The following is a 17,494-nucleotide window of genomic DNA, read 5'->3' as shown; positions in this document are numbered from 1 at the left end:
CGACAAACAGCGCCGCTATGATGAAGCAATGAGCTTTTTTGCCATCCTGATCGCACTGCTGCTGGAGCAGGCACGTCCGCTGGCCCGGTCCAACCTGGTACAGGCCGGTTACCGCGCCTGGACCGTGACCGTGCGCAGCAACTTCGATGCGGGCAAGCCCCATCACGGCTGGCTGGCCTGGGCCATGGCCGTGCTGCTGCCCAGTCTTATCGTGCTGGGCATATTCTGGGCGCTGATGGAGTTCATTGGCTGGCCCGTCGCGATGCTGTGGAACGTCGCCGTGCTTTATGTCACGCTGGGTTTCCGCCAGTTCAGCCACCATTTCACGCGGATTCGCGATGCGCTCGATGCCGGCGATGAATTTGCCGCCCGCCAGGCCCTGGCCGACTGGCAGCAGGTCGATGCCAGCGAGGTGCCGCGCAGCGAGGTGGTACGCCACGTCATCGAGTACTCGGTGCTGGCAGCACACCGCCATGTGTTTGGCGTGCTGTTCTGGTTTTCGATTCTCTCGGCCCTGGGACTGGGGCCGCTGGGGGCCATTCTCTACCGCATGGCTGAATACCTGTCGCGTGCCTGGTCGCGCAAGGGGGCGGAAGGGCTGCGGGCGCCAACCAGCGAGCGTTTGCAGTCTGCCGCAGCCAAGGCCTGGTATGTGATCGATTGGTTGCCGGCGCGGCTGACGGCGCTGTCCTTTGCCATGGTGGGCAGCTTTGAAGAAGCCATAGACAACTGGCGCGTCTATGCGCAGCGCTTTCCCAATGACAACGATGGCGTGATTCTGGCCGCCACTGCGGGTGCCATCAATGTACGCCTGGGGGGCGAGGCCTTGCGCTTTCGCGATGCAGCTGACGGTGAAGAGGGCGACGATGCACACTGGGCGGGCAGCGATGTCACTCCGGGACGAGAGCCGGAAATGTCTCATCTTCGCAGTGTGGTGGGGCTGGTCTGGCGTTCGGTCGTGGTCTGGCTTTTGCTGCTGGCCTTGCTGACCTTTGCCCGTCTGCTCGGGTGAGCACCCGGACATGGCCTTTTGCGTGGCAGCAGCTGGGCGCATGAGCGTTTGAGCCGCAGAGGCTCACCGAGGTGCTGCGCTGCGCAGTGCCACATGCGAAGGTGGCTCAGGTGCGACGGGCATGCTGGGCGCGGTTCAAGGTGCCATCAGCGAGCAGGACGCTCGTGGCGCGTGGCGCGATAGAAGCTCAGTATGCGTCGCACATATTCACGCGTCTCCGCATAAGGAGGCACACCGCCATATTGCTGCACGGTTCCCTCGCCCGCGTTGTAGGCGGCCGATACCAGTGCCACATCGCCCTCGAAGCGCTCCAGCAGCCAGCGCAGGTAGGCCAGGCCGCCACGCACGTTCTGCTCGGGATTCCAGGCGTCGCGCACGCCAAAACGCTCGGCCGTCTCGGGAATGAGTTGCATGAGGCCTTGAGCGTTGCGCGGCGACAGCGCCTGCGCCTCGAAATTCGACTCCGAGCGCACAATGGCCAGTGCCAGCCTCGGATCGATCGAGAACCGGGGCGCGAGTCGCTGCACCAGCTCGGCCATGCGCCGCTTCTGCCTGGGCAGACTGCTCACATAGCTGGCCACCACCTCGTGGGGGACCGCCTCCTGGCTGGCCTCCAGAAACTCCTGTGCGGGCGCATCGCCCTGGGTCAGGCAGTCGGGCAGCCGGTCGCCGGGCAGCTTGCCGGCCAGCAGCAGCTGGGCTTTCTCATGTCCGCGCTGGGCGGCCAGGGCCAGCAGCGTCGTGCCCGTGGCAGGGTCGGGTGTCATGCCTCGGCCCAGCAGCAGCAGCCGGCCCAGCCGGTATTGGGCCTCGAGGCTGCCATAGCGTGCCGCCGCGCAATAACGCTGGGCGGCGCGCCATGGCTGCTGGCGCTGCTCGGCCTTGTAACCCTCTTCGATCCAGCGAGACAGCGTGGGCGGCTCGTCGTCCCAACTGGGGGCGGGCTCCGTGCCCTGGGCCCAGCACAGACTCATGCCCGCAGACAGCGCGACGGCGAGGGCGGCTTGCAAGCAGGGCTGAAAAACTCTGGGTTTCATGGCGTGAACACCGGGTTGTGGTCGGCAGTCTATCCCGGATGCGGCGCAATCGTGCCGGCGCTCATCGGGCCTGGAATGGCTGCGTGGCAAACGCTGAAATTGCTCTCGTATGGCGCGGCCTTCCGGCTTGGCGGGCCTGGCGCTCAGTAGCGGGGCTCCTGACTCAATTCCTCGAACAGCTCGCCATAGATCCGGTAGCGGTTGGCGCTGATGGCGTGGGGGCTGTCCTGCGCTTCGACCTGGGCCATGACGGCGCAGCCAGGCTCATGCAGATGGGTGCAGTTGTAGAACTTGCACTCGTCTGCCAGCGCGCCGATGTCGGGCATGCAGGCGGCCAGTTGCGTGGCGGCAATGTGATAGAGGCCGAACTCCTGAAATCCGGGCGAGTCAATGATGGCCGTGGTGCGTGCCTCATCCACCCAGTACAAGGTGGTGCTGGTCGTGGTGTGCTTGCCGGTGTTCAGCGCCTGCGAAATTTCGTTGGTCGCCACCTTGGCATCGGGCAGCAGCAAGTTGATCAAGGTGCTCTTGCCTACGCCCGAAGGGCCGAGAACCAGCGTGGTCTTGCCTTGCAGCAGACCGATGATGGCATCGCGGTCTTCATCGTCCGCATCTTCCAGCGACAGCGGCAGCACCATGTAGTGCGGCGCCGCGTCCGCTGCATCGCGCATGCTCCGGTAGGGCTCCAGCCGCTGCCAGGCGCGCAGAAAAGGCTCTTCCAAGTCCATCTTGTTGAGCGCAATGATGGGCTTGATGTGCGCGGCCTCGGCGGCGATCAGGGCGCGGGCGAGCTGCACTTCGCTGAATACCGGCTCGGCGGCTATCAGAATCAGGAGCTGGTCCAGGTTGGCTGCAAAGGTCTTGGTGCGAATGTCATCCTGGCGGTAGAAGACGTTGCGGCGCTCCACGACTTTTTCGATCGTGCCTTCATCGCCCTGGCCGGGTGGGGGGGCCAGCCATTGCACATGGTCGCCCACCACGGCCTGGCTTTTCTTGCCGCGCGGATGGCAGATGCGGCGCTCGCCGTCCGGGGTCTCGACCACGCAGTGGCGGCCATAACTTGCGACCACCAGGCCTGTCTGGGTGCCGCCTGCTGCTTGGGCGCCTTGGCGCCGTCCTTGTTTTGCCATAAGGATCAGGCCGGATTCAGCAGTGCTTCGATGCGGCGTGCGCAGTCGATGTCGGTCTCGGAGATGCCGCCCACATCATGGGTATTGAGGCTGACCTTGCAGCGGTTGTAGCCGACTTCCAGATCGGGGTGGTGGTCCTGCTGATGGGCAATCAGGGCCAGCGCGTTCACAAAGGCCATGGTTTCGTAGAAGTTCACGAAACGGAAGGTCTTGCTGATGGCCGCATGGCCGGCCGACAGCTCCCAGCCCTCAAGGGCTGCCAGCTGCTCTTGCACTTGCTCTGTGCTCAAGGCGCTGCGCTTGAGTTGGGACCAGTCTTTTTGTTGCAGTGTGGGTGTGCTCATGTCTGAAACCGTTGTGGTGTTACAAGCTGCCTGCGGGAGCCGGCATGCGCGCCAGGCGATCCACGGCAGGAGGATGTGAATAGTAAAAGCTCACATACCATGGGTCTGGTGTGAGTGTGGACGCATTGTCCTCGTAAAGCTTGAGCAGTGCCGAAGCCAGCTGTGCGCCATCGGCCTGCTGCATGGCATAGGCATCGGCCTCGAACTCGTCGCGGCGCGACATGGCGGACATCAGCGGTGTGAGAAAGAAGCTGAACACCGGCACTGCCAGCATGAACAGCAGCAGGGCCAGCGCATTGTTGTCGGCAGCCACGTCGATGTTCGGGCCCAGCAGCGCCGAGACTCCGAGTCCCGTGTAGAACCAGAGTTGCTGACTGAGCCAGCCCAGCAGCGCAAAGCCCAGCAGCGAGGCGCCAAACATCAAGGCCATGCGCTTGCTGATGTGCTTGTGCTTGAAGTGGCCCAGCTCGTGCGCCAGCACGGCTTCGACTTCGCCGGGGCTGAGCTGCCTGAGCAGGGTGTCGAAGAAGACCACGCGCTTGGAATTGCCGAAGCCCGTGAAATAGGCGTTGGCATGCGCCGAGCGGCGGCTTCCGTCCATCACGAACAGTCCTTTGGCCGCAAAGCCGCAGCGCTCCATCAGCCGGGTCACGCGGCTCTTGAGGCTTTCATCGGCCAGCGGCTCGAACTTGTTGAACAGCGGTGCGATAAAGCTGGGGAAAATCCACATCAGCAGCAGATTGAAAGCCGTCCAGGCGCCCCAGGCCCAGAGCCACCACAGCGGCCCGGCCCCGCCCATGAGCCAGAGAATCAGGGCCGCCAGCGGCAGGCCGATGATGGCGGTCACCAGCGTTGACTTGAGCAGGTCGCCCAGCCACAGGCCTGGCGTCATCTGGTTGAAGCCGAAGCGCTGCTCCAGCCTGAAGGTCTGATAGAGCGACAACGGCAGCTCGATCAGCGCCGAGATCACGGCAAAGCCGGCTAGCAGCGCCAACTGCTGCCACAGGCCGGGGTCCATGAACGCGAGCAGCCAGCGGTTGAGCCAGTCCAGCCCGCCCAGCAGCGTCCAGCACAGCAGCACGGCGGCCGACAGTGCGATGTCGATCAGCGACACCTTGGCCTTGGCAAGCGTGTAGTCGGCCGCTTTCTGGTGGGCGGACAGGCTGATGCGATGGGCGAATGCCGGCGGCACGGCACCGCGATGGGTGGCCACATGGCGAACCTGGCGCGAAACAAGCCACACGCGCAGCAGCCATTGCAGGGCCACGGCCGTCGCAAACAGCAGCGAAAGTGCCAGTGTGAAATCTAGTTTGGAAGCCATGTATTGGCAGTGTAGGCGACAATTTGCGCCATGTCTGAAGCTTCCTGTACGAATTCCGTCAGCGCCGCCCCCGTGGCCGCTACCCCACCGGTTCTGCCCAAATCCGATCTCAATATGGTGTGGCTTGACTGCGAAATGACGGGGCTGAACCCCGATCATGATCGAATCATCGAGATTGCCGTGGTGGTCAGCAGCTCCGATCTGCAGATTCGCGTCGAAGGCCCGGTATTCGCCATTCATCAGTCCGACGAGCTGCTGGGCGGCATGGATGCCTGGAACAAGGGCACGCATGGCAAAAGCGGCCTGATCGACAAGGTCAAGGCCTCGACCATCAGCGAAGCCGAGGCGGAAGCCGCGCTGATTGCTTTTCTGGGCAAATACGTGCCCAAGGGCAAGACGCCGCTGTGCGGCAACAGCATCGGTCAGGACAGGCGCTTCATGGAGCGCTACATGCCCAAGCTCAACAATTTCTTTCACTATCGCAATATCGACGTGAGCACGCTCAAGGAACTGGCCAAGCGCTGGAAGCCCGAGGCCTATACCTCCTTCAAGAAGGCACAGCGCCACACGGCCCTTGCCGATGTGCACGAGTCGATCGACGAGCTGCAGCATTACCGCCGCCAGCTGCTCAGTGTCTGATGGCGCGGTGGCGGGCCAGGGTGTATAGCCCTGCCACTTGCGGGAAAACCCGGGGCGTGCGACAATGCGCTGCTTACCCGATCAATGGGTAATTTTTGCGCATCTCCATCACACACCGGGTTCTTACTTGCGTGCAACGGCCTGCATACAGCCGACACGACAAGCCATAACACCCATCTGCCCCGTTTTGCGAACGGGCCAGTCAAAGTTTGACGGTGGATGTTGATAACCAACCGTCAAAGAAGCGAGCAGCACGCTGACTGCGTCGCTTTTTGCGTGAGCTATTCATGACAGAAAACTCCCTGGAGCAGGGCCAAGTGGCCGCTGCTGATATTGCTTTGTCTTCGCCTGAAATCGATTCCCGTCTGGACGCCATGCTGGCTGATATGGACGCAGAAGACGCTGCTGCTGAAGAAAACACTGCTGAAGAAAACACTGCAGAAGAAATTGCTGCAGAAGAAACTGCTGCTGAAGAAGTCCCTAACGGCTTCGTCGAACTGGGCCTGGCCCCAGAGCTGGTTCAGGCTGTGGCCGACCTGGGTTACACCCAGCCCACACAAGTGCAGCAAAAGGCCATTCCTCTGGCCATGGGCGAAGCCGCTGATGCCAGCGGTTTCATCGACCTGATGGTGTCCAGCCAGACCGGCTCCGGCAAGACCGCCGCTTTCCTGCTGCCCGTGCTGCACACCCTGATTGAGCAACGCGCTCAAGCCGATGCCGATGCCAAGGCCGAGTTCGAGCGTCTGTGCGCAGAAGCCGCCGCCAAGGGCGAGCCTGCGCCCAAGCGCAACAAGCGCAAGGACCCTACCAACTCCCGCAACTTCAAGGCTGCCGTACCTGGCGCCCTGGTGCTGTGCCCCACGCGTGAGCTGGCCCAGCAGGTGGCGCATGACGCCATCGAGCTGGTCAAGCACTGCCGCGGCATTCGCATTGCCAACGTGGTGGGTGGTATTCCTTACCAGCTGCAAATTGCCAAGCTGCAAAACGCTGACCTCGTGGTGGCCACTCCCGGCCGTCTGCTGGATCTGCAGCGTTCCATGCAGATCAAGCTGGACAAGGTTCAGTTCCTGGTGGTCGACGAAGCTGACCGCATGCTGGATCTGGGCTTCTCCGACGATCTGGCTGAAGTCAATGTGATGACTGCCCAGCGCAAGCAGACCATGATGTTCAGCGCTACGTTTGCACCCCGCGTGCAACAGCTGGCCATGCGTGTGATGCACGACAACGGCTCCGGCGTGAAGAAGCTGACGATTGATTCGCCTCAGGAAAAGCACGCCAGCATCAAGCAAGTGCTGTTCTGGGCTGACAACGCTCAGCACAAGCGCAAGATGCTGGACCACTGGCTGCGTGACAGCAGCATCAACCAGGCCATCGTGTTTGCATCCACACAAGTGGAATGTGACGGCCTGGCTACCGACCTGCAGCAAGACGGCTTCTCCGCCGTGGCCCTGCACGGTGCTCTGAGCCAGGGTCTGCGCAATCGCCGCCTGATGGCGCTGCGCAACGGTCAGGTCCAGATCCTGGTGGCTACCGATGTGGCTGCTCGCGGTATCGACGTGCCCACCATCACCCACGTCTTCAACTACGGCCTGCCCATGAAGGCTGAAGACTACACCCACCGTATCGGTCGTACCGGCCGCGCTGGTCGCGAAGGTACTGCTGTGACGTTTGCGGAATTCCGTGACCGTCGCCGCGTGTTCGATATCGAAGGCTATACCCGTCAGCAGTTCAAGGCCGAGACCATTCCCGGCATGGAACCCCAGCAGCGTTTCCCCGCAGCTGGCGAACGTGACGGTCGCCGTGGTGGCGGCGGCGCTGGTGGTCGCGGCGGCTTTGGTGGTCGCCGTGATGGCGACGGCTACGGCCGCAAGTCCGGCTTCGGCAGCTTCGGCGCCGGCCGTGGCAATGACCGCGGCGGTTTCGGTGGTGATCGTGGTGGCGACCGTGGCGGTGACCGCTTCGGTGGCGATCGTGCCGGCTTTGGCGGTGCACCTCGCGGTGATCGCTTTGGCGATCGTGGCGAGCGCGGTGCGGATCGTGGCTTCGGCGGCGGTCGTCCCGGCTTCGGTGGTGGCGAGCAGCGCCCGGAGCGCAGCTTCGAGCGTCGCGATGACCGCGGCAGCTTCGGCGGCGGCGATCGTGGCGAGCAGCGCGGCGGCGGCTTCCGTGGTGGCGAATCGCGCGGCTTCGGCGGCGGTGAATCGCGTGGCGGCTTCGGCGGTGGCCAGCGCCGTGAAGGCGGCGACTTCGGTCGCAAGAGCTTCGGCGGTGGCCGTGAAGGCGCTCATGCAGGCGCTCCCCGCGAAGGCGGCTTCCGCGGTGGTGAGTCGCGCGGCTTCGGCGGCGGCGATCGCCGTCCCGCCTTTGGTCAGAGTGCCGGCAAGCCTTTCCAGCCCCATGGTGAACGTGGTGGCGAGCGCAGCTTTGAGCGCAAGCCCCGCGCACCGCGTCGCGACGAGCGTTGATCGCTGATTCGGGCTGCGGCCCGAAGCATGAAAAAAGCCGGCTCCTGAAGCCGGCTTTTTGTTGCCCGTGCGGGGCTGGAATCTTGCTTAAAAAGTGAGCTGCTAGCGTATGTTATTCAATGATTTCAGATACTTTTAAATCTGAAATCTATGAATAGCGTGCGGTAGCAGCTCCTTTTTTTAATGTTCAGAGGCATGGCGGCCGATGTCCGGCCAGTGGTGGTGCAGATAGATCCAGGCGACCAGACCGATCAGCATCATCAAAATCGAGCCCGTGGCCAGCAGTGCGGCCGAATGCATGACCAGCGGCGCAATCACGCCGGCCACAAAGCCGTTGGCCACCGAGCCCACCACGGCCTGCAGGGAAGAGGCCAGGCCGCGCCGCGCAGGGTGGATGTCCAGCACCAGCAGCGTCACCACGGGCACCATCAGCGCCCAGCCGTAGGCGAACAGGCTGATGGGAATCAAGGCCCAGCTCACATGCGCGGGCCAGATCAGATTGGCCACCAGATTGATGATGGAGGTCACGCACATCACCAGAAAGCCGTGCCGGATCTGGCGCTTGGGCGGGATGCGTCCGGCCAGCCGGCCGCTGGTCCAGCTGCCGGCCATGATGCCGCCGATGGTGGCGATGAAGAACCAGAAGAACTGCGTGGGCTCAAGCTGCAAGATATCGCCCAGAAAAGCCGGCGCCGACAGCAGATAGAGAAACATGCCGTTGAACGGAATGCCGCTGGCCAGGGCCAGCAGCAGAAAGCGCGGATCGGTGAGCAAGATGCCATAGCCCTGCATCAGCGGTCTGAACTGGAAAGGCTGGCGCTTTTGGGGTGGCAGCGATTCGGGCAGAAACTTCATGTTGATGAGCCAGAGCAGCACGCCCACGATGGTCAGAAACCAGAACACGGCCTGCCAGCTCAGGTGCACGAACAGCCAGCCGCCGATCACGGGAGCCAGCGCCGGTGCCACGCCGAAGAAGATGGTGATCTGCGCCATCACGCCCTGGGCCTGGGTCGGCGGAAAGATGTCGCGCACGATGGCGCGCGAGACCACGATGCCGGCGCCGGTGGACAGGCCCTGCAGCGTGCGGAAGATCACCAGTTGGGTGATGTTCTGCGACAGCGCGCAGCCGGCCGAGGCGATGGTGAACATCACCAGTCCCCAGAGGATGACGGGGCGGCGCCCGAAGCTGTCGGCCAGAGCGCCATGAAACAGGTTCATGAAGGCAAAGCCCAGCAGGTAGGCAGACAGGGTCTGCTGCATTTCTACCGGGGTTGCGCCCAATGCCTTGGCAATGCCCGAGAAGGCGGGAATATAGGTGTCAACCGAGAACGGGCCCAGCATGCCGAGAATGGCAAGCAGCATGGCCAGAGTCCAGCGCGGTCCGCGCCAGAACGTGGAGAGGTCGTTTTGCATATTGAGTCTTGGGTGGGCCGATGCGGCCCGGGGATGTCTGCATGATGCCTGATATGGCGCGGCTGCGATGTCGGCGCCCATGCTTTTGCAGATGCGGCCGCATTTGGAAGCGGCAAACAAAAAAAGCCAAAGTCCCTGAGGACTTTGGCTTTTGAAATTTTGGTGGGCCCTGAGTGATTCGAACACTCGACCAACGGATTAAGAGTCCGCTGCTCTACCAACTGAGCTAAGAGCCCGCCGGATAAACCGGAGGATCGATCTGAAACATCAGACCGGATAAATTTTTGGTGGGCCCTGAGTGATTCGAACACTCGACCAACGGATTAAGAGTCCGCTGCTCTACCAACTGAGCTAAGAGCCCGCCGGATAAACCGGAGGATCAACCTGAAGAATCAGACTGAATAAATTTTTGGTGGGCCCTGAGTGATTCGAACACTCGACCAACGGATTAAGAGTCCGCTGCTCTACCAACTGAGCTAAGAGCCCGCCGGAGTAAATCCGGAGGATCAATCTGAAGAATCAGACTGAAGAAATTTGGTGGGCCCTGAGTGATTCGAACACTCGACCAACGGATTAAGAGTCCGCTGCTCTACCAGCTGAGCTAAGAGCCCCACACAACGCCTGCGCTGCAAGCGAGACCGCAATTATGCGCTAATTCTGGAGGGCTTGCAGGAAAACCCGCAGGTTTTTTTAATCCAGTGCATTGCGGCGTTGCAATTCGACGAACAGGCCCGCCTGGTCCAGCTCGCCCAGGCCGTTTTTCACGCCCTCGGCATAGAGCTGCTCCAGCAGGCCGGTGATGGGCGCGTCAAAGCCGACTTCCTCGGCCGTGGCGATGGCATTGCGCATGTCCTTGAGCTGCACCGTCATGCGCCCGCGTGGCGCAAAGTCGTGCTTGACCATGCGTTCGCCATGCACTTGCAGGATGCGGCTGTCGGCAAAGCCGCCGGAGATGGCTTCGCGGACCTTGGCCGGGTCGGCACCGCCGCGCTCGGCCAGCAGCAGGGCTTCGGCCACGGCACCGATGGTGATGCCCACGATCATCTGGTTGGCCAGTTTCGCCAGCTGGCCTGCGCCATGCGGGCCTACATGGGTGGCACGGCCCAGCGCCGCAAAGACGGGCAGGGCGTGTTCGAAATCCGCAACGTCGCCGCCGGCCATGATGGCCAGCGTGCCGGCTTCGGCTCCCAGCGTGCCGCCCGAGACGGGGGCATCCAGATGGCGCACGCCCAGCGCGGCAAGCTTGCCGGCATGTTCGCGCGCCTCGCGTGGCTGGATGGAGGCCATGTCGATGAACAGCGAGCCCTTGGGCAGGGCTTCGGCAACCCCCAGCTCGAACAGCACTTCGCCCACGATGGCGCCGCTCTCCAGCAGGCTCACGGCAAAGTCCACGCCGCGCACGGCATCTGCCGCGCTGTCGTGGATGCTCGCGCCATCGGCAGCCAGCGGCTCGGCCTTGGCGCGGGTGCGGTTCCAGACATGGACTTCATGGCCGGCCCGGGCCAGGCGGCGAGCCATGGGCAGGCCCATCATGCCCGTGCCCAGAACTGCGATCTTCAAAGTGTTCATGGCGTTGTCTCCCTGGAGTTCTGATGAATGACGACATGCTAAGCCCTGACGAAGGCCGCAATCGAAGCCATGATCACAGATCAGTTGTGCGCGCGGGATGCAGAACCAGGAACGCCAGAAACAACAAGGGCAGCCTGAGCTGCCCTTGATGCTTTTTTTGGAGGTTCACCTTCGCGCTGGTGAGTCGCGCCTAGCGGCCTACATCAGCAGATGCTCGCCGGCGTTGTCGCCGCCGAGGATGACGTAGTTGACCTTGCGGATGTCCATGAGCTTGGTGCCGCCTGCGTAGCTGATGGAGGACTGCACGTCCTGCTGCATCTCGACCAGCGTGTTCATCAGCGGGCCCTTGACGGGCTCCAGAATGCGCTTGCCTTCCACATGCTTGTACTCGCCCTTGTTGAAGTCGGAGGCCGAGCCGTAGTATTCCTTGAACAACTGGCCGTCGACTTCCACGGTCTTGCCGGGCGACTCTTCATGGCCCGCAAACAGGGAGCCGATCATCACCATGGTGGCACCGAAACGGATGCTCTTGGCGATATCGCCGTGGCTGCGGATGCCGCCGTCGGCGATGATGGGCTTGGTGGCCACGCGGGCGCACCACTTGAGCGCCGACAACTGCCAGCCGCCCGTGCCGAAGCCGGTCTTGAGCTTGGTGATGCAAACCTTGCCGGGGCCCACGCCGACCTTGGTGGCGTCCGCGCCCCAGTTTTCCAGGTCGATCACAGCCTCGGGCGTGGCGACGTTGCCGGCAATCACGAAGGCCGCAGGGATCTTGGCCTTGATGTAGGCAATCATGTTCTTCACGCTCTCAGCATGGCCGTGGGCAATGTCGATGGTGATGTATTCGGGGCAGATGCCGTCGGCCACGAAGCGGTCCACCGTCTCGTAGTCCGGCTGCTTGACACCCAGAGAGATGGAGGCAAACAGTCCCTGGGACTGCATCTCCTTGGTGAAGGCCACGTTGTCGATGTCAAAACGGTGCATCACATAGAAGAAACCGTTTTGTGCCAGATAGGTGCAGATCTTCTCGTCCACCACCGTCTTCATGTTGGCGGGCACCACAGGCAGCTTGAAGCTGCGGTTGCCCAGCACGACGCTGGTGTCACATTCCGAACGGCTTTCCACGCGGCAGATGCGGGGAAGCAGAAGAATGTTGTCGTAGTCGAAGATTTCCATGGTTCCAAGCTCCGGAAAAGGTCACGGCGGGAATCTCACCCACCTCAATTTTCAAGGATAGGCGCTTGGCTTGGAGCCCGGTTTTTGGCAGTGCCGGCATGCAGCAGACAAAAAAAACCGGACCTCAAAAAACTTGGGCCCGGTGATTGATTCTATACGGCGCTGGCGCAAATCGTATGTCCCTGTATTGTTATGAGGGTTATAAGGATTTTCTTATAGGGGCGCTTTCGCTGTGCGTGTCGCCTGGTGTGCCATAGGCCCGCATGAAGGCATCCACGGCGCGCTCGGTGCACAGGGCAATCTCCTGCGCCGTAGGGGCGGGCAGGTGCTGGAACATGAAGCGAGGCAGCAGCTCGGCCTCCAGCAGCGCCAGCAGATGATGGCGCATGACCTCGGTATCGGCGCGGCGCAGCAGCCGGCGCTCTATGCCCTGCTGCAAAAAGGCATTGATGGCGGCATTGCCACGCGCCGGCCCCATGTCCCAGCAGCGCTGGCCGATATTGGAGCGCCCGCCTTCGCAGACCAGCAGGCGGCGCACGGCCATCACCTCCGGCGAATACAGCAGACCCAGGAAACGCTGGCCAAAGTTGCGCAGTGTCTGCGCCGCATCGTCATTGCCTGTCTGCAGCGCCAGCATGGTGTTCTGGAAGTCGGCTTCGGAGGCCTGAAACATCACCTCCAGAAACAGCGCTTCCTTGGACGCAAAGTAGTTGTAGAGCGTGGCCTTGGAGCCGCCCAGCCGGGTGCAGATCTCGGACATGGAAGTGCGCTCAAAGCCCAGTTCGCCAAAGGTGGCCGCTGCAACGTCAATGATGGCCTGTCGCTTTTCTTCCGTTTTGGTGCGCATGGGGCGAAATGTCCTGGGTCGGTTGTGATGTCTTTCAGTGTAGCGCTTGCGATCTCGAACGCTGGAAACATATACTGTACCGTACAGTTCATTATTAAAGTATTTCATGACTCAATGCATAGCCGCCGAGGCGCAGAGGATTCGGCCCGGGCGCCATGGCTGGTGGGTTCTGGGCTTGCCTGCGGTTCTGGCAGCCTGCGCCCAGATTCCCGAATGGGAGGGCAAGGCACTATTGGCGCAGCCCGTGCCCGAGACTCTGCAGGCTGCAAGCCATGCCCCGCCCATGGACTGGCCCACCCGGCAATGGTGGCAGCGCTATGGCGATGCACAGCTCGATCAGCTGATTGCCCAGGCCCTGGAGGGCGCTCCCGATATGGCCGCCGCCGCAGCCCGCGTGCGGCAGGCCAGGGCCATGCTGGGGGTGAGCGAAGCGGCCTCTGCGCCGCAGCTTTCCGCCCGCGCCTCGGTCAGCGAGGACAAGCTCAGCTACAACCATCTGACGCCAGAGGCCTTCGCGCCGCGCGGCATGAATGACTACGGCCGCGCCACGCTGGACCTGAGCTGGTCGCTGGATCTGTGGGGCAAGCAGCGCGCCGCCGTGGCCGCCGCTGCCGGCGAGTTGGCAGCGAGCGAGGCCGATGCCGCGCAGGCGCGTCTCGTGCTGTCCAGCAATGTGGCCCTGGCCTATGCGCAGCTGCTGCGCCTGGCCGCCAATGCGCAGACGCTGGAGCAATCGGTGCAGGTGCGCCGCACCACGGCCGATCTGTTTGAGCAGCGCTATGCCAACGGGCTGGAAAACCAGGGCAGCGTGCACAGCGCCAGGGCGCGTCTGGCAGCCGCGCAGGCCGAGCTGGCACAGATGCAGGAGCAGGTCGCCTTGCAGCGCAACAGCATTGCAGCGCTGATCGGGGCCGCGCCCGATCGTGGTGCTGCCATCGAGCTGGATGCCGGACGCCTGCAATCACCGTGGCAGCAGCAATGGGCCTTGCCTGAACAACTGCCGGCGAATCTGCTGGGCCGTCGCCCCGATGTGGTGGCCGCCCGCCTTCAGGCGCAGGCGCTGGAGTCGCGCGTGGCATCGCAGCAGGCCGAGTTCTATCCCGATGTGAACCTCAGCGCCTTTGTCGGCGTGCAGTCGCTGGGCCTGGACATGTTGACCCGAAGCGGCTCCGGCATCGCCAGTGTGGGGCCGGCCGTCAGCCTGCCGATCTTCAATGGCGGCCGTTTGCGCTCGCAACTGGGTGCCGCGCGTGCCCGTTATGACGAGGCCGTGGCCCAGTACCGCAGCACGCTCAACCGGGCCTTGCAGGAGGTGGCGGACAACGCCGTCAGCCAGCGAGCGCTGCAGCAGCAACTGGCGGCCATGCAGCAGGCCGTGACGGCTGCGACCGAGGCGCATCGCGTGGCGCGCAACCGCTATGAGGGCGGGCTGGCGCGCTATCTCGATGTGCTGTCGGCGGAAGACCAGTTGCTGGCCAGCGTGCGCCAGCTGGTCGATGTGCAGTCGCGTGCCCTGACGCTCGATATCGGTCTGCATCGCGCACTGGGCGGTGGCTGGAGCGAGTCTGCCGGTGCCCCTGATGCGCTCTCGCCAAAGGTCTGAGCCGCTTTCCTGAACTGAATCACGACCTGCGCACAACGGGTTCAGGCAAGACGACTGTCTGATCAGGCAGACCGTTATTGCAATCCCGTTTGCGTAAGTCCTATGAATATTTCCAAGGTTTTGTATGACTGAAAACGCTTCTTCCGTGAACGCGAATCCTGCTGCGCGCGAACAGCGCCGCAACCGGCTGCTGGCCGCGCTGGCAGGTGTGGTGCTGCTTGCCGGTGGGGCCGCCGGCGCCTATTGGTGGCTGCATGCCTCCCACTTCGTCTCCACCGACAACGCCTATGCGGCGGCCGAGGTGGCGCAGGTCACGCCCTCCATAGGCGGCACGGTGCTGGAGGTGCTGGTCAGGGACACCCAGGCCGTCAAGCAAGGCGATGTGCTGGTGCGCATCGATCCCACGGACGCCAGGCTGGCACTGGCCCAGGCCGAGGCCGAGCTGGCCCGTGCCACGCGCCGCGTCAAGGGCTATGTGGCCAATGATGGCGGGCTGAAAGCGCAGGTCACGGCACGCGAGGCCGACGAAAAACGCGCTGCCGCCCAGTTGCTGGCGGCCGAGGCCGATATGGCGCGCGCCACCATCGACCTGCAGCGCCGCCAGGCCCTGGCCAAGAGCGGTTCGGTCTCGGGCGAGGAGCTGACGCAGGCGCAGAACGCGTTTGCCGCAGCCAAGGCGCAGCAGGCATCGGCCGTGGCCGCCCAGGCCCAGGCCAGGGCCAACCGCGAGGCCGCCATTGGCGCCAAGCAGGTCAACGCCACGCTGATCGAGGGGGCGGATGCCGAGACCAATCCCGAGGTGCAGCTGGCGCAGGCGCGTCGCGACCAGGCACAGGTCGATCTGGATCGCAGCACGGTGCGCGCTCCCATCGATGGCGTGGTGGCCAAACGCAGCGTGCAGATCGGGCAGCGCGTGCAGGCCGGCGCGCCCCTGATGACGGTGGTGCCGGTGCAGCAGATCTATGTGGATGCCAATTTCAAGGAAGGCCAGCTGGGCAAGGTGCGTGTGGGCCAGCACGTGCAGCTGCAGTCCGATCTGTACGGCAGCGATGTGAAGTACAGCGGCACTGTGCTGGGCTTCAGCGGCGGCTCCGGTTCGGCGTTTGCGGCCATTCCCGCGCAGAACGCCACGGGGAACTGGATCAAGGTGGTGCAGCGCCTGCCGGTGCGCATTCAGCTGGATGCCGCCGAGCTGGCCAAGAACCCGCTGCGTGTGGGCCTGTCCATGCAGGTGACGGTGGACACCCGCAGCGGTCCTGCCGGCGCAGCCGGCGTTGCGACCACGGCCGCGCAGTGAGTGCCTCATGAGCGATCACAACGCAAGTGCGGCCACGGTTGCCGATACGCCTGCCGTGCCCATGGCCGCCGGCATGGTGCCGCTGACGGGGGGCACGCTGTGGCTGGCGGCCCTGGTGCTGGCCGCAGCCAATTTCATGGCCGTGCTGGACATGACGGTGGCCAATGTCTCCGTGCCCAGCATTGCCGGCAATCTGGGCGCGACCACCAGCCAGGGCACCTGGGTCATCACCAGCTACGCGGTGGCCGAGGCCATCACCGTGCCGCTGACCGGCTGGCTGGCGGCGCGCTTTGGCGCGGTGCGCGTGTTTGCCACGGCCATGGGCTTGTTCGGTCTGGCATCGCTGCTGTGCGGCCTGGCCAATTCCCTGGGCATGCTGGTGTTTGCGCGTATCTTGCAGGGTCTGGCCGGCGGCCCGCTGATGCCGCTGTCCCAGTCGCTGCTGCTGCGCATCTTCCCGCCGCGCATGGCGCCCGCGGCCATCGGCCTGTGGTCCATGACCACGCTGATTGCCCCCGTGCTGGGCCCCATCGTGGGCGGCTGGATCTGCGACGAGTACACCTGGCACTGGATCTTTCTGATCAACATCCCGGTGGCCCTGGTCTGCGCGTTTGCGGTCTGGCATCTGGTCAGGCGCTACGAGCAGCCGCTGCTCAAGAACCCCATAGACACCGTGGGCCTGATTCTGCTCATCGTCTGGGTGGGATCGCTGCAGCTGATGCTGGACGAGGGCAAGAATCTGGACTGGTTTGCCTCGCCCATGATCGTGGCGCTGGCTGCGGTGGCCGTGGTGGGCTTTGCAGCCTTCATGATCTGGGAGCTGCATGCCGAGCACCCGATCGTGGATCTGCGCGTCTTCAGGCACCGGGGCTTTTCCATGGCCGTGCTGACCATCAGTCTGGCGTTTGCGGCCTTTTTCGCCGTCAATGTGCTCACGCCGCTGTGGCTGCAGAGCTTCATGGGCTACACGGCCACGCTGGCCGGTCTGGTCACGGCATGGACGGGGCTGTTTGCGCTGTTCGTGGCGCCTGCTGCCGCAGGGCTGGCGGCCAGGGTGGACCCGCGCCGGCTGATCTTTGGCGGCGTGTTCTGGATGGGGGTGATCACCTGCTGGCGGGCGTTTGCCACGACGGACATGGGCTATTGGGACATCGCCCTGCCGCTGATGTTCATGGGGCTGGGCCTGCCGTTCTTCTTCATACCGACCACCGGACTGGCGCTGGCCAGCGTGGAGCCGCAGGAGATGGACAACGCGGCCGGCCTGATGAACTTTCTGCGCACCCTGTCGGGCGCAGCGGCGGTCTCCATGGTCAACACGGCCTGGGAGAGCGGAACGACGCGCAAGCATGCCGAACTGGTGGGCCTGAGCGACGCCGGCGGCGAGGTGCTGCACGGGCTGCAGCAGTCGGGCATGAGTGCCGATGCGGCGCTGTCGGCGCTCGATCAGCTCATCACCAGCCAGAGCGTGATGCTGGCCACCAACCAGATCATGTTCATCATTGCGGGCGGCTTTGTGCTGGCGGCTTGCGCGATCTGGCTGGCACCGAGGCCGAGCCGCGTGGTCGAGCCCGGTGCGGGCGGCCATTGAGGGCGATGGCTTGAATGAATTGATAGCTGCTTACACTTGATATGAATGAGTTT

14 protein-coding genes and 4 tRNA genes are annotated in these 17,494 nt (G+C 63.6%); 6 read left to right on the top strand and 12 right to left on the bottom strand.

What is annotated here, in order from left to right; genetic code table 11:
• The first annotated feature begins 28 nt into the window (after positions 1-28).
• Positions 29-1,012, top strand: coding sequence for a CobD/CbiB family protein (locus QYQ99_RS07360; RefSeq protein ID WP_302092067.1), 984 nt, complete (start codon positions 29-31; stop codon positions 1,010-1,012).
• Positions 1,013-1,158: 146 nt separating this feature from the next.
• Here QYQ99_RS07360 and QYQ99_RS07355 read toward each other — a convergent pair whose 3' ends face one another.
• From QYQ99_RS07355 to QYQ99_RS07340, 4 genes are all read right to left on the bottom strand, one after another.
• The gene (locus QYQ99_RS07355) at positions 1,159-2,049 is read right to left on the bottom strand and encodes a lytic transglycosylase domain-containing protein (protein ID WP_409814058.1); all 891 of its coding nucleotides are present in this window, start codon (positions 2,047-2,049) and stop codon (positions 1,159-1,161) included.
• Between the two features lie 143 nt (positions 2,050-2,192).
• Positions 2,193-3,179, bottom strand: a complete 987-nt coding sequence (rsgA, locus tag QYQ99_RS07350) for a ribosome small subunit-dependent GTPase A (RefSeq protein WP_302092065.1) — start codon at positions 3,177-3,179, stop codon at positions 2,193-2,195.
• 5 nt (positions 3,180-3,184) lie between these two features.
• Positions 3,185-3,523 carry a 4a-hydroxytetrahydrobiopterin dehydratase gene (locus QYQ99_RS07345; protein ID WP_302092064.1) on the bottom strand — a complete coding sequence of 113 codons (339 nt, stop codon included), beginning with the start codon at positions 3,521-3,523 and terminating at the stop codon, positions 3,185-3,187.
• A 19-nt stretch (positions 3,524-3,542) separates the two neighbouring features.
• Positions 3,543-4,844, bottom strand: a complete 1,302-nt coding sequence (locus QYQ99_RS07340; RefSeq protein WP_302092063.1) for a M48 family metallopeptidase — start codon at positions 4,842-4,844, stop codon at positions 3,543-3,545.
• Between the two features lie 30 nt (positions 4,845-4,874).
• On the opposite strand from QYQ99_RS07340, the gene orn reads away from it, so the two are divergent.
• Together orn and QYQ99_RS07330 are read left to right on the top strand one after the other, a co-directional pair.
• The gene (gene orn / locus QYQ99_RS07335; protein WP_409814065.1) at positions 4,875-5,483 is read left to right on the top strand and encodes an oligoribonuclease; all 609 of its coding nucleotides are present in this window, start codon (positions 4,875-4,877) and stop codon (positions 5,481-5,483) included.
• A 287-nt stretch (positions 5,484-5,770) separates the two neighbouring features.
• Positions 5,771-7,948, top strand: coding sequence for a DEAD/DEAH box helicase (locus QYQ99_RS07330; protein WP_302092062.1), 2,178 nt, complete (start codon positions 5,771-5,773; stop codon positions 7,946-7,948).
• A gap of 180 nt (positions 7,949-8,128) precedes the next feature.
• On the opposite strand, the gene QYQ99_RS07325 is transcribed toward QYQ99_RS07330, so the two are convergent.
• From QYQ99_RS07325 to QYQ99_RS07290, 8 genes are all read right to left on the bottom strand, one after another.
• Positions 8,129-9,361, bottom strand: a complete 1,233-nt coding sequence (locus tag QYQ99_RS07325) for a multidrug effflux MFS transporter (RefSeq protein ID WP_053283649.1) — start codon at positions 9,359-9,361, stop codon at positions 8,129-8,131.
• 160 nt (positions 9,362-9,521) lie between these two features.
• Positions 9,522-9,597 (bottom strand) — tRNA-Lys (locus QYQ99_RS07320).
• Between the two features lie 49 nt (positions 9,598-9,646).
• Positions 9,647-9,722: transfer RNA gene (locus tag QYQ99_RS07315), tRNA-Lys, on the bottom strand.
• Positions 9,723-9,771: 49 nt separating this feature from the next.
• A tRNA-Lys gene (locus QYQ99_RS07310) sits at positions 9,772-9,847 on the bottom strand.
• A gap of 49 nt (positions 9,848-9,896) precedes the next feature.
• A tRNA-Lys gene (locus QYQ99_RS07305) sits at positions 9,897-9,972 on the bottom strand.
• A 79-nt stretch (positions 9,973-10,051) separates the two neighbouring features.
• Positions 10,052-10,930: an NAD(P)-dependent oxidoreductase gene (locus tag QYQ99_RS07300; RefSeq protein WP_302092061.1), complete on the bottom strand. Its 879-nt coding sequence runs from the start codon at positions 10,928-10,930 to the stop codon at positions 10,052-10,054.
• 198 nt (positions 10,931-11,128) lie between these two features.
• The gene (locus tag QYQ99_RS07295; protein WP_302092060.1) at positions 11,129-12,106 is read right to left on the bottom strand and encodes a GMP reductase; all 978 of its coding nucleotides are present in this window, start codon (positions 12,104-12,106) and stop codon (positions 11,129-11,131) included.
• A gap of 199 nt (positions 12,107-12,305) precedes the next feature.
• Entirely contained in the window at positions 12,306-12,953 is a 648-nt protein-coding gene (locus QYQ99_RS07290) for a TetR/AcrR family transcriptional regulator (RefSeq protein WP_302092059.1), read from the bottom strand.
• 106 nt (positions 12,954-13,059) lie between these two features.
• Between QYQ99_RS07290 and QYQ99_RS07285 the strand changes: the two genes are divergently transcribed.
• The 3 genes from QYQ99_RS07285 (at position 13,060) to QYQ99_RS07275 (ending at position 17,441) form a co-directional block, all read left to right on the top strand.
• Positions 13,060-14,556 carry an efflux transporter outer membrane subunit gene (locus QYQ99_RS07285; RefSeq protein ID WP_302092058.1) on the top strand — a complete coding sequence of 499 codons (1,497 nt, stop codon included), beginning with the start codon at positions 13,060-13,062 and terminating at the stop codon, positions 14,554-14,556.
• 124 nt (positions 14,557-14,680) lie between these two features.
• On the top strand, positions 14,681-15,853 hold the full coding sequence (locus QYQ99_RS07280) for an HlyD family secretion protein (protein ID WP_302092057.1): 1,173 nt from the start codon (positions 14,681-14,683) through the stop codon (positions 15,851-15,853).
• Positions 15,854-15,860: 7 nt separating this feature from the next.
• Entirely contained in the window at positions 15,861-17,441 is a 1,581-nt protein-coding gene (locus QYQ99_RS07275; protein WP_302092056.1) for a DHA2 family efflux MFS transporter permease subunit, read from the top strand.
• Positions 17,442-17,494: the final 53 nt, after the last annotated feature.

Origin of the sequence: Comamonas testosteroni (genome assembly GCF_030505195.1) — a bacterium.
In the GTDB taxonomy this organism is placed as follows: domain Bacteria; phylum Pseudomonadota; class Gammaproteobacteria; order Burkholderiales; family Burkholderiaceae_C; genus Comamonas; species Comamonas testosteroni_G.
The sequence above is the reverse complement of the archived record's forward strand: the minus strand, read 5'-3'. Positions and strand labels throughout refer to the sequence as shown.

What these genes read in the sequence shown, in the direction of transcription:
- QYQ99_RS07290 (WP_302092059.1), bottom strand. Translation starts at nt 12,953, where the DNA reads ATGCGCACCAAAACGGAAGAAAAGCGACAGGCCATCATTGACGTTGCA.
- QYQ99_RS07325 (WP_053283649.1), bottom strand. Translation starts at nt 9,361, where the DNA reads ATGCAAAACGACCTCTCCACGTTCTGGCGCGGACCGCGCTGGACTCTG.
- QYQ99_RS07280 (WP_302092057.1), top strand. Translation starts at nt 14,681, where the DNA reads ATGACTGAAAACGCTTCTTCCGTGAACGCGAATCCTGCTGCGCGCGAA.
- QYQ99_RS07345 (WP_302092064.1), bottom strand. Translation starts at nt 3,523, where the DNA reads ATGAGCACACCCACACTGCAACAAAAAGACTGGTCCCAACTCAAGCGC.
- QYQ99_RS07275 (WP_302092056.1), top strand. Translation starts at nt 15,861, where the DNA reads ATGAGCGATCACAACGCAAGTGCGGCCACGGTTGCCGATACGCCTGCC.
- QYQ99_RS07330 (WP_302092062.1), top strand. Translation starts at nt 5,771, where the DNA reads ATGACAGAAAACTCCCTGGAGCAGGGCCAAGTGGCCGCTGCTGATATT.
- QYQ99_RS07340 (WP_302092063.1), bottom strand. Translation starts at nt 4,844, where the DNA reads ATGGCTTCCAAACTAGATTTCACACTGGCACTTTCGCTGCTGTTTGCG.
- rsgA (WP_302092065.1), bottom strand. Translation starts at nt 3,179, where the DNA reads ATGGCAAAACAAGGACGGCGCCAAGGCGCCCAAGCAGCAGGCGGCACC.
- QYQ99_RS07285 (WP_302092058.1), top strand. Translation starts at nt 13,060, where the DNA reads ATGACTCAATGCATAGCCGCCGAGGCGCAGAGGATTCGGCCCGGGCGC.
- QYQ99_RS07355 (WP_409814058.1), bottom strand. Translation starts at nt 2,049, where the DNA reads ATGAAACCCAGAGTTTTTCAGCCCTGCTTGCAAGCCGCCCTCGCCGTC.
- QYQ99_RS07300 (WP_302092061.1), bottom strand. Translation starts at nt 10,930, where the DNA reads ATGAACACTTTGAAGATCGCAGTTCTGGGCACGGGCATGATGGGCCTG.
- QYQ99_RS07360 (WP_302092067.1), top strand. Translation starts at nt 29, where the DNA reads ATGAGCTTTTTTGCCATCCTGATCGCACTGCTGCTGGAGCAGGCACGT.
- QYQ99_RS07295 (WP_302092060.1), bottom strand. Translation starts at nt 12,106, where the DNA reads ATGGAAATCTTCGACTACGACAACATTCTTCTGCTTCCCCGCATCTGC.
- orn (WP_409814065.1), top strand. Translation starts at nt 4,875, where the DNA reads ATGTCTGAAGCTTCCTGTACGAATTCCGTCAGCGCCGCCCCCGTGGCC.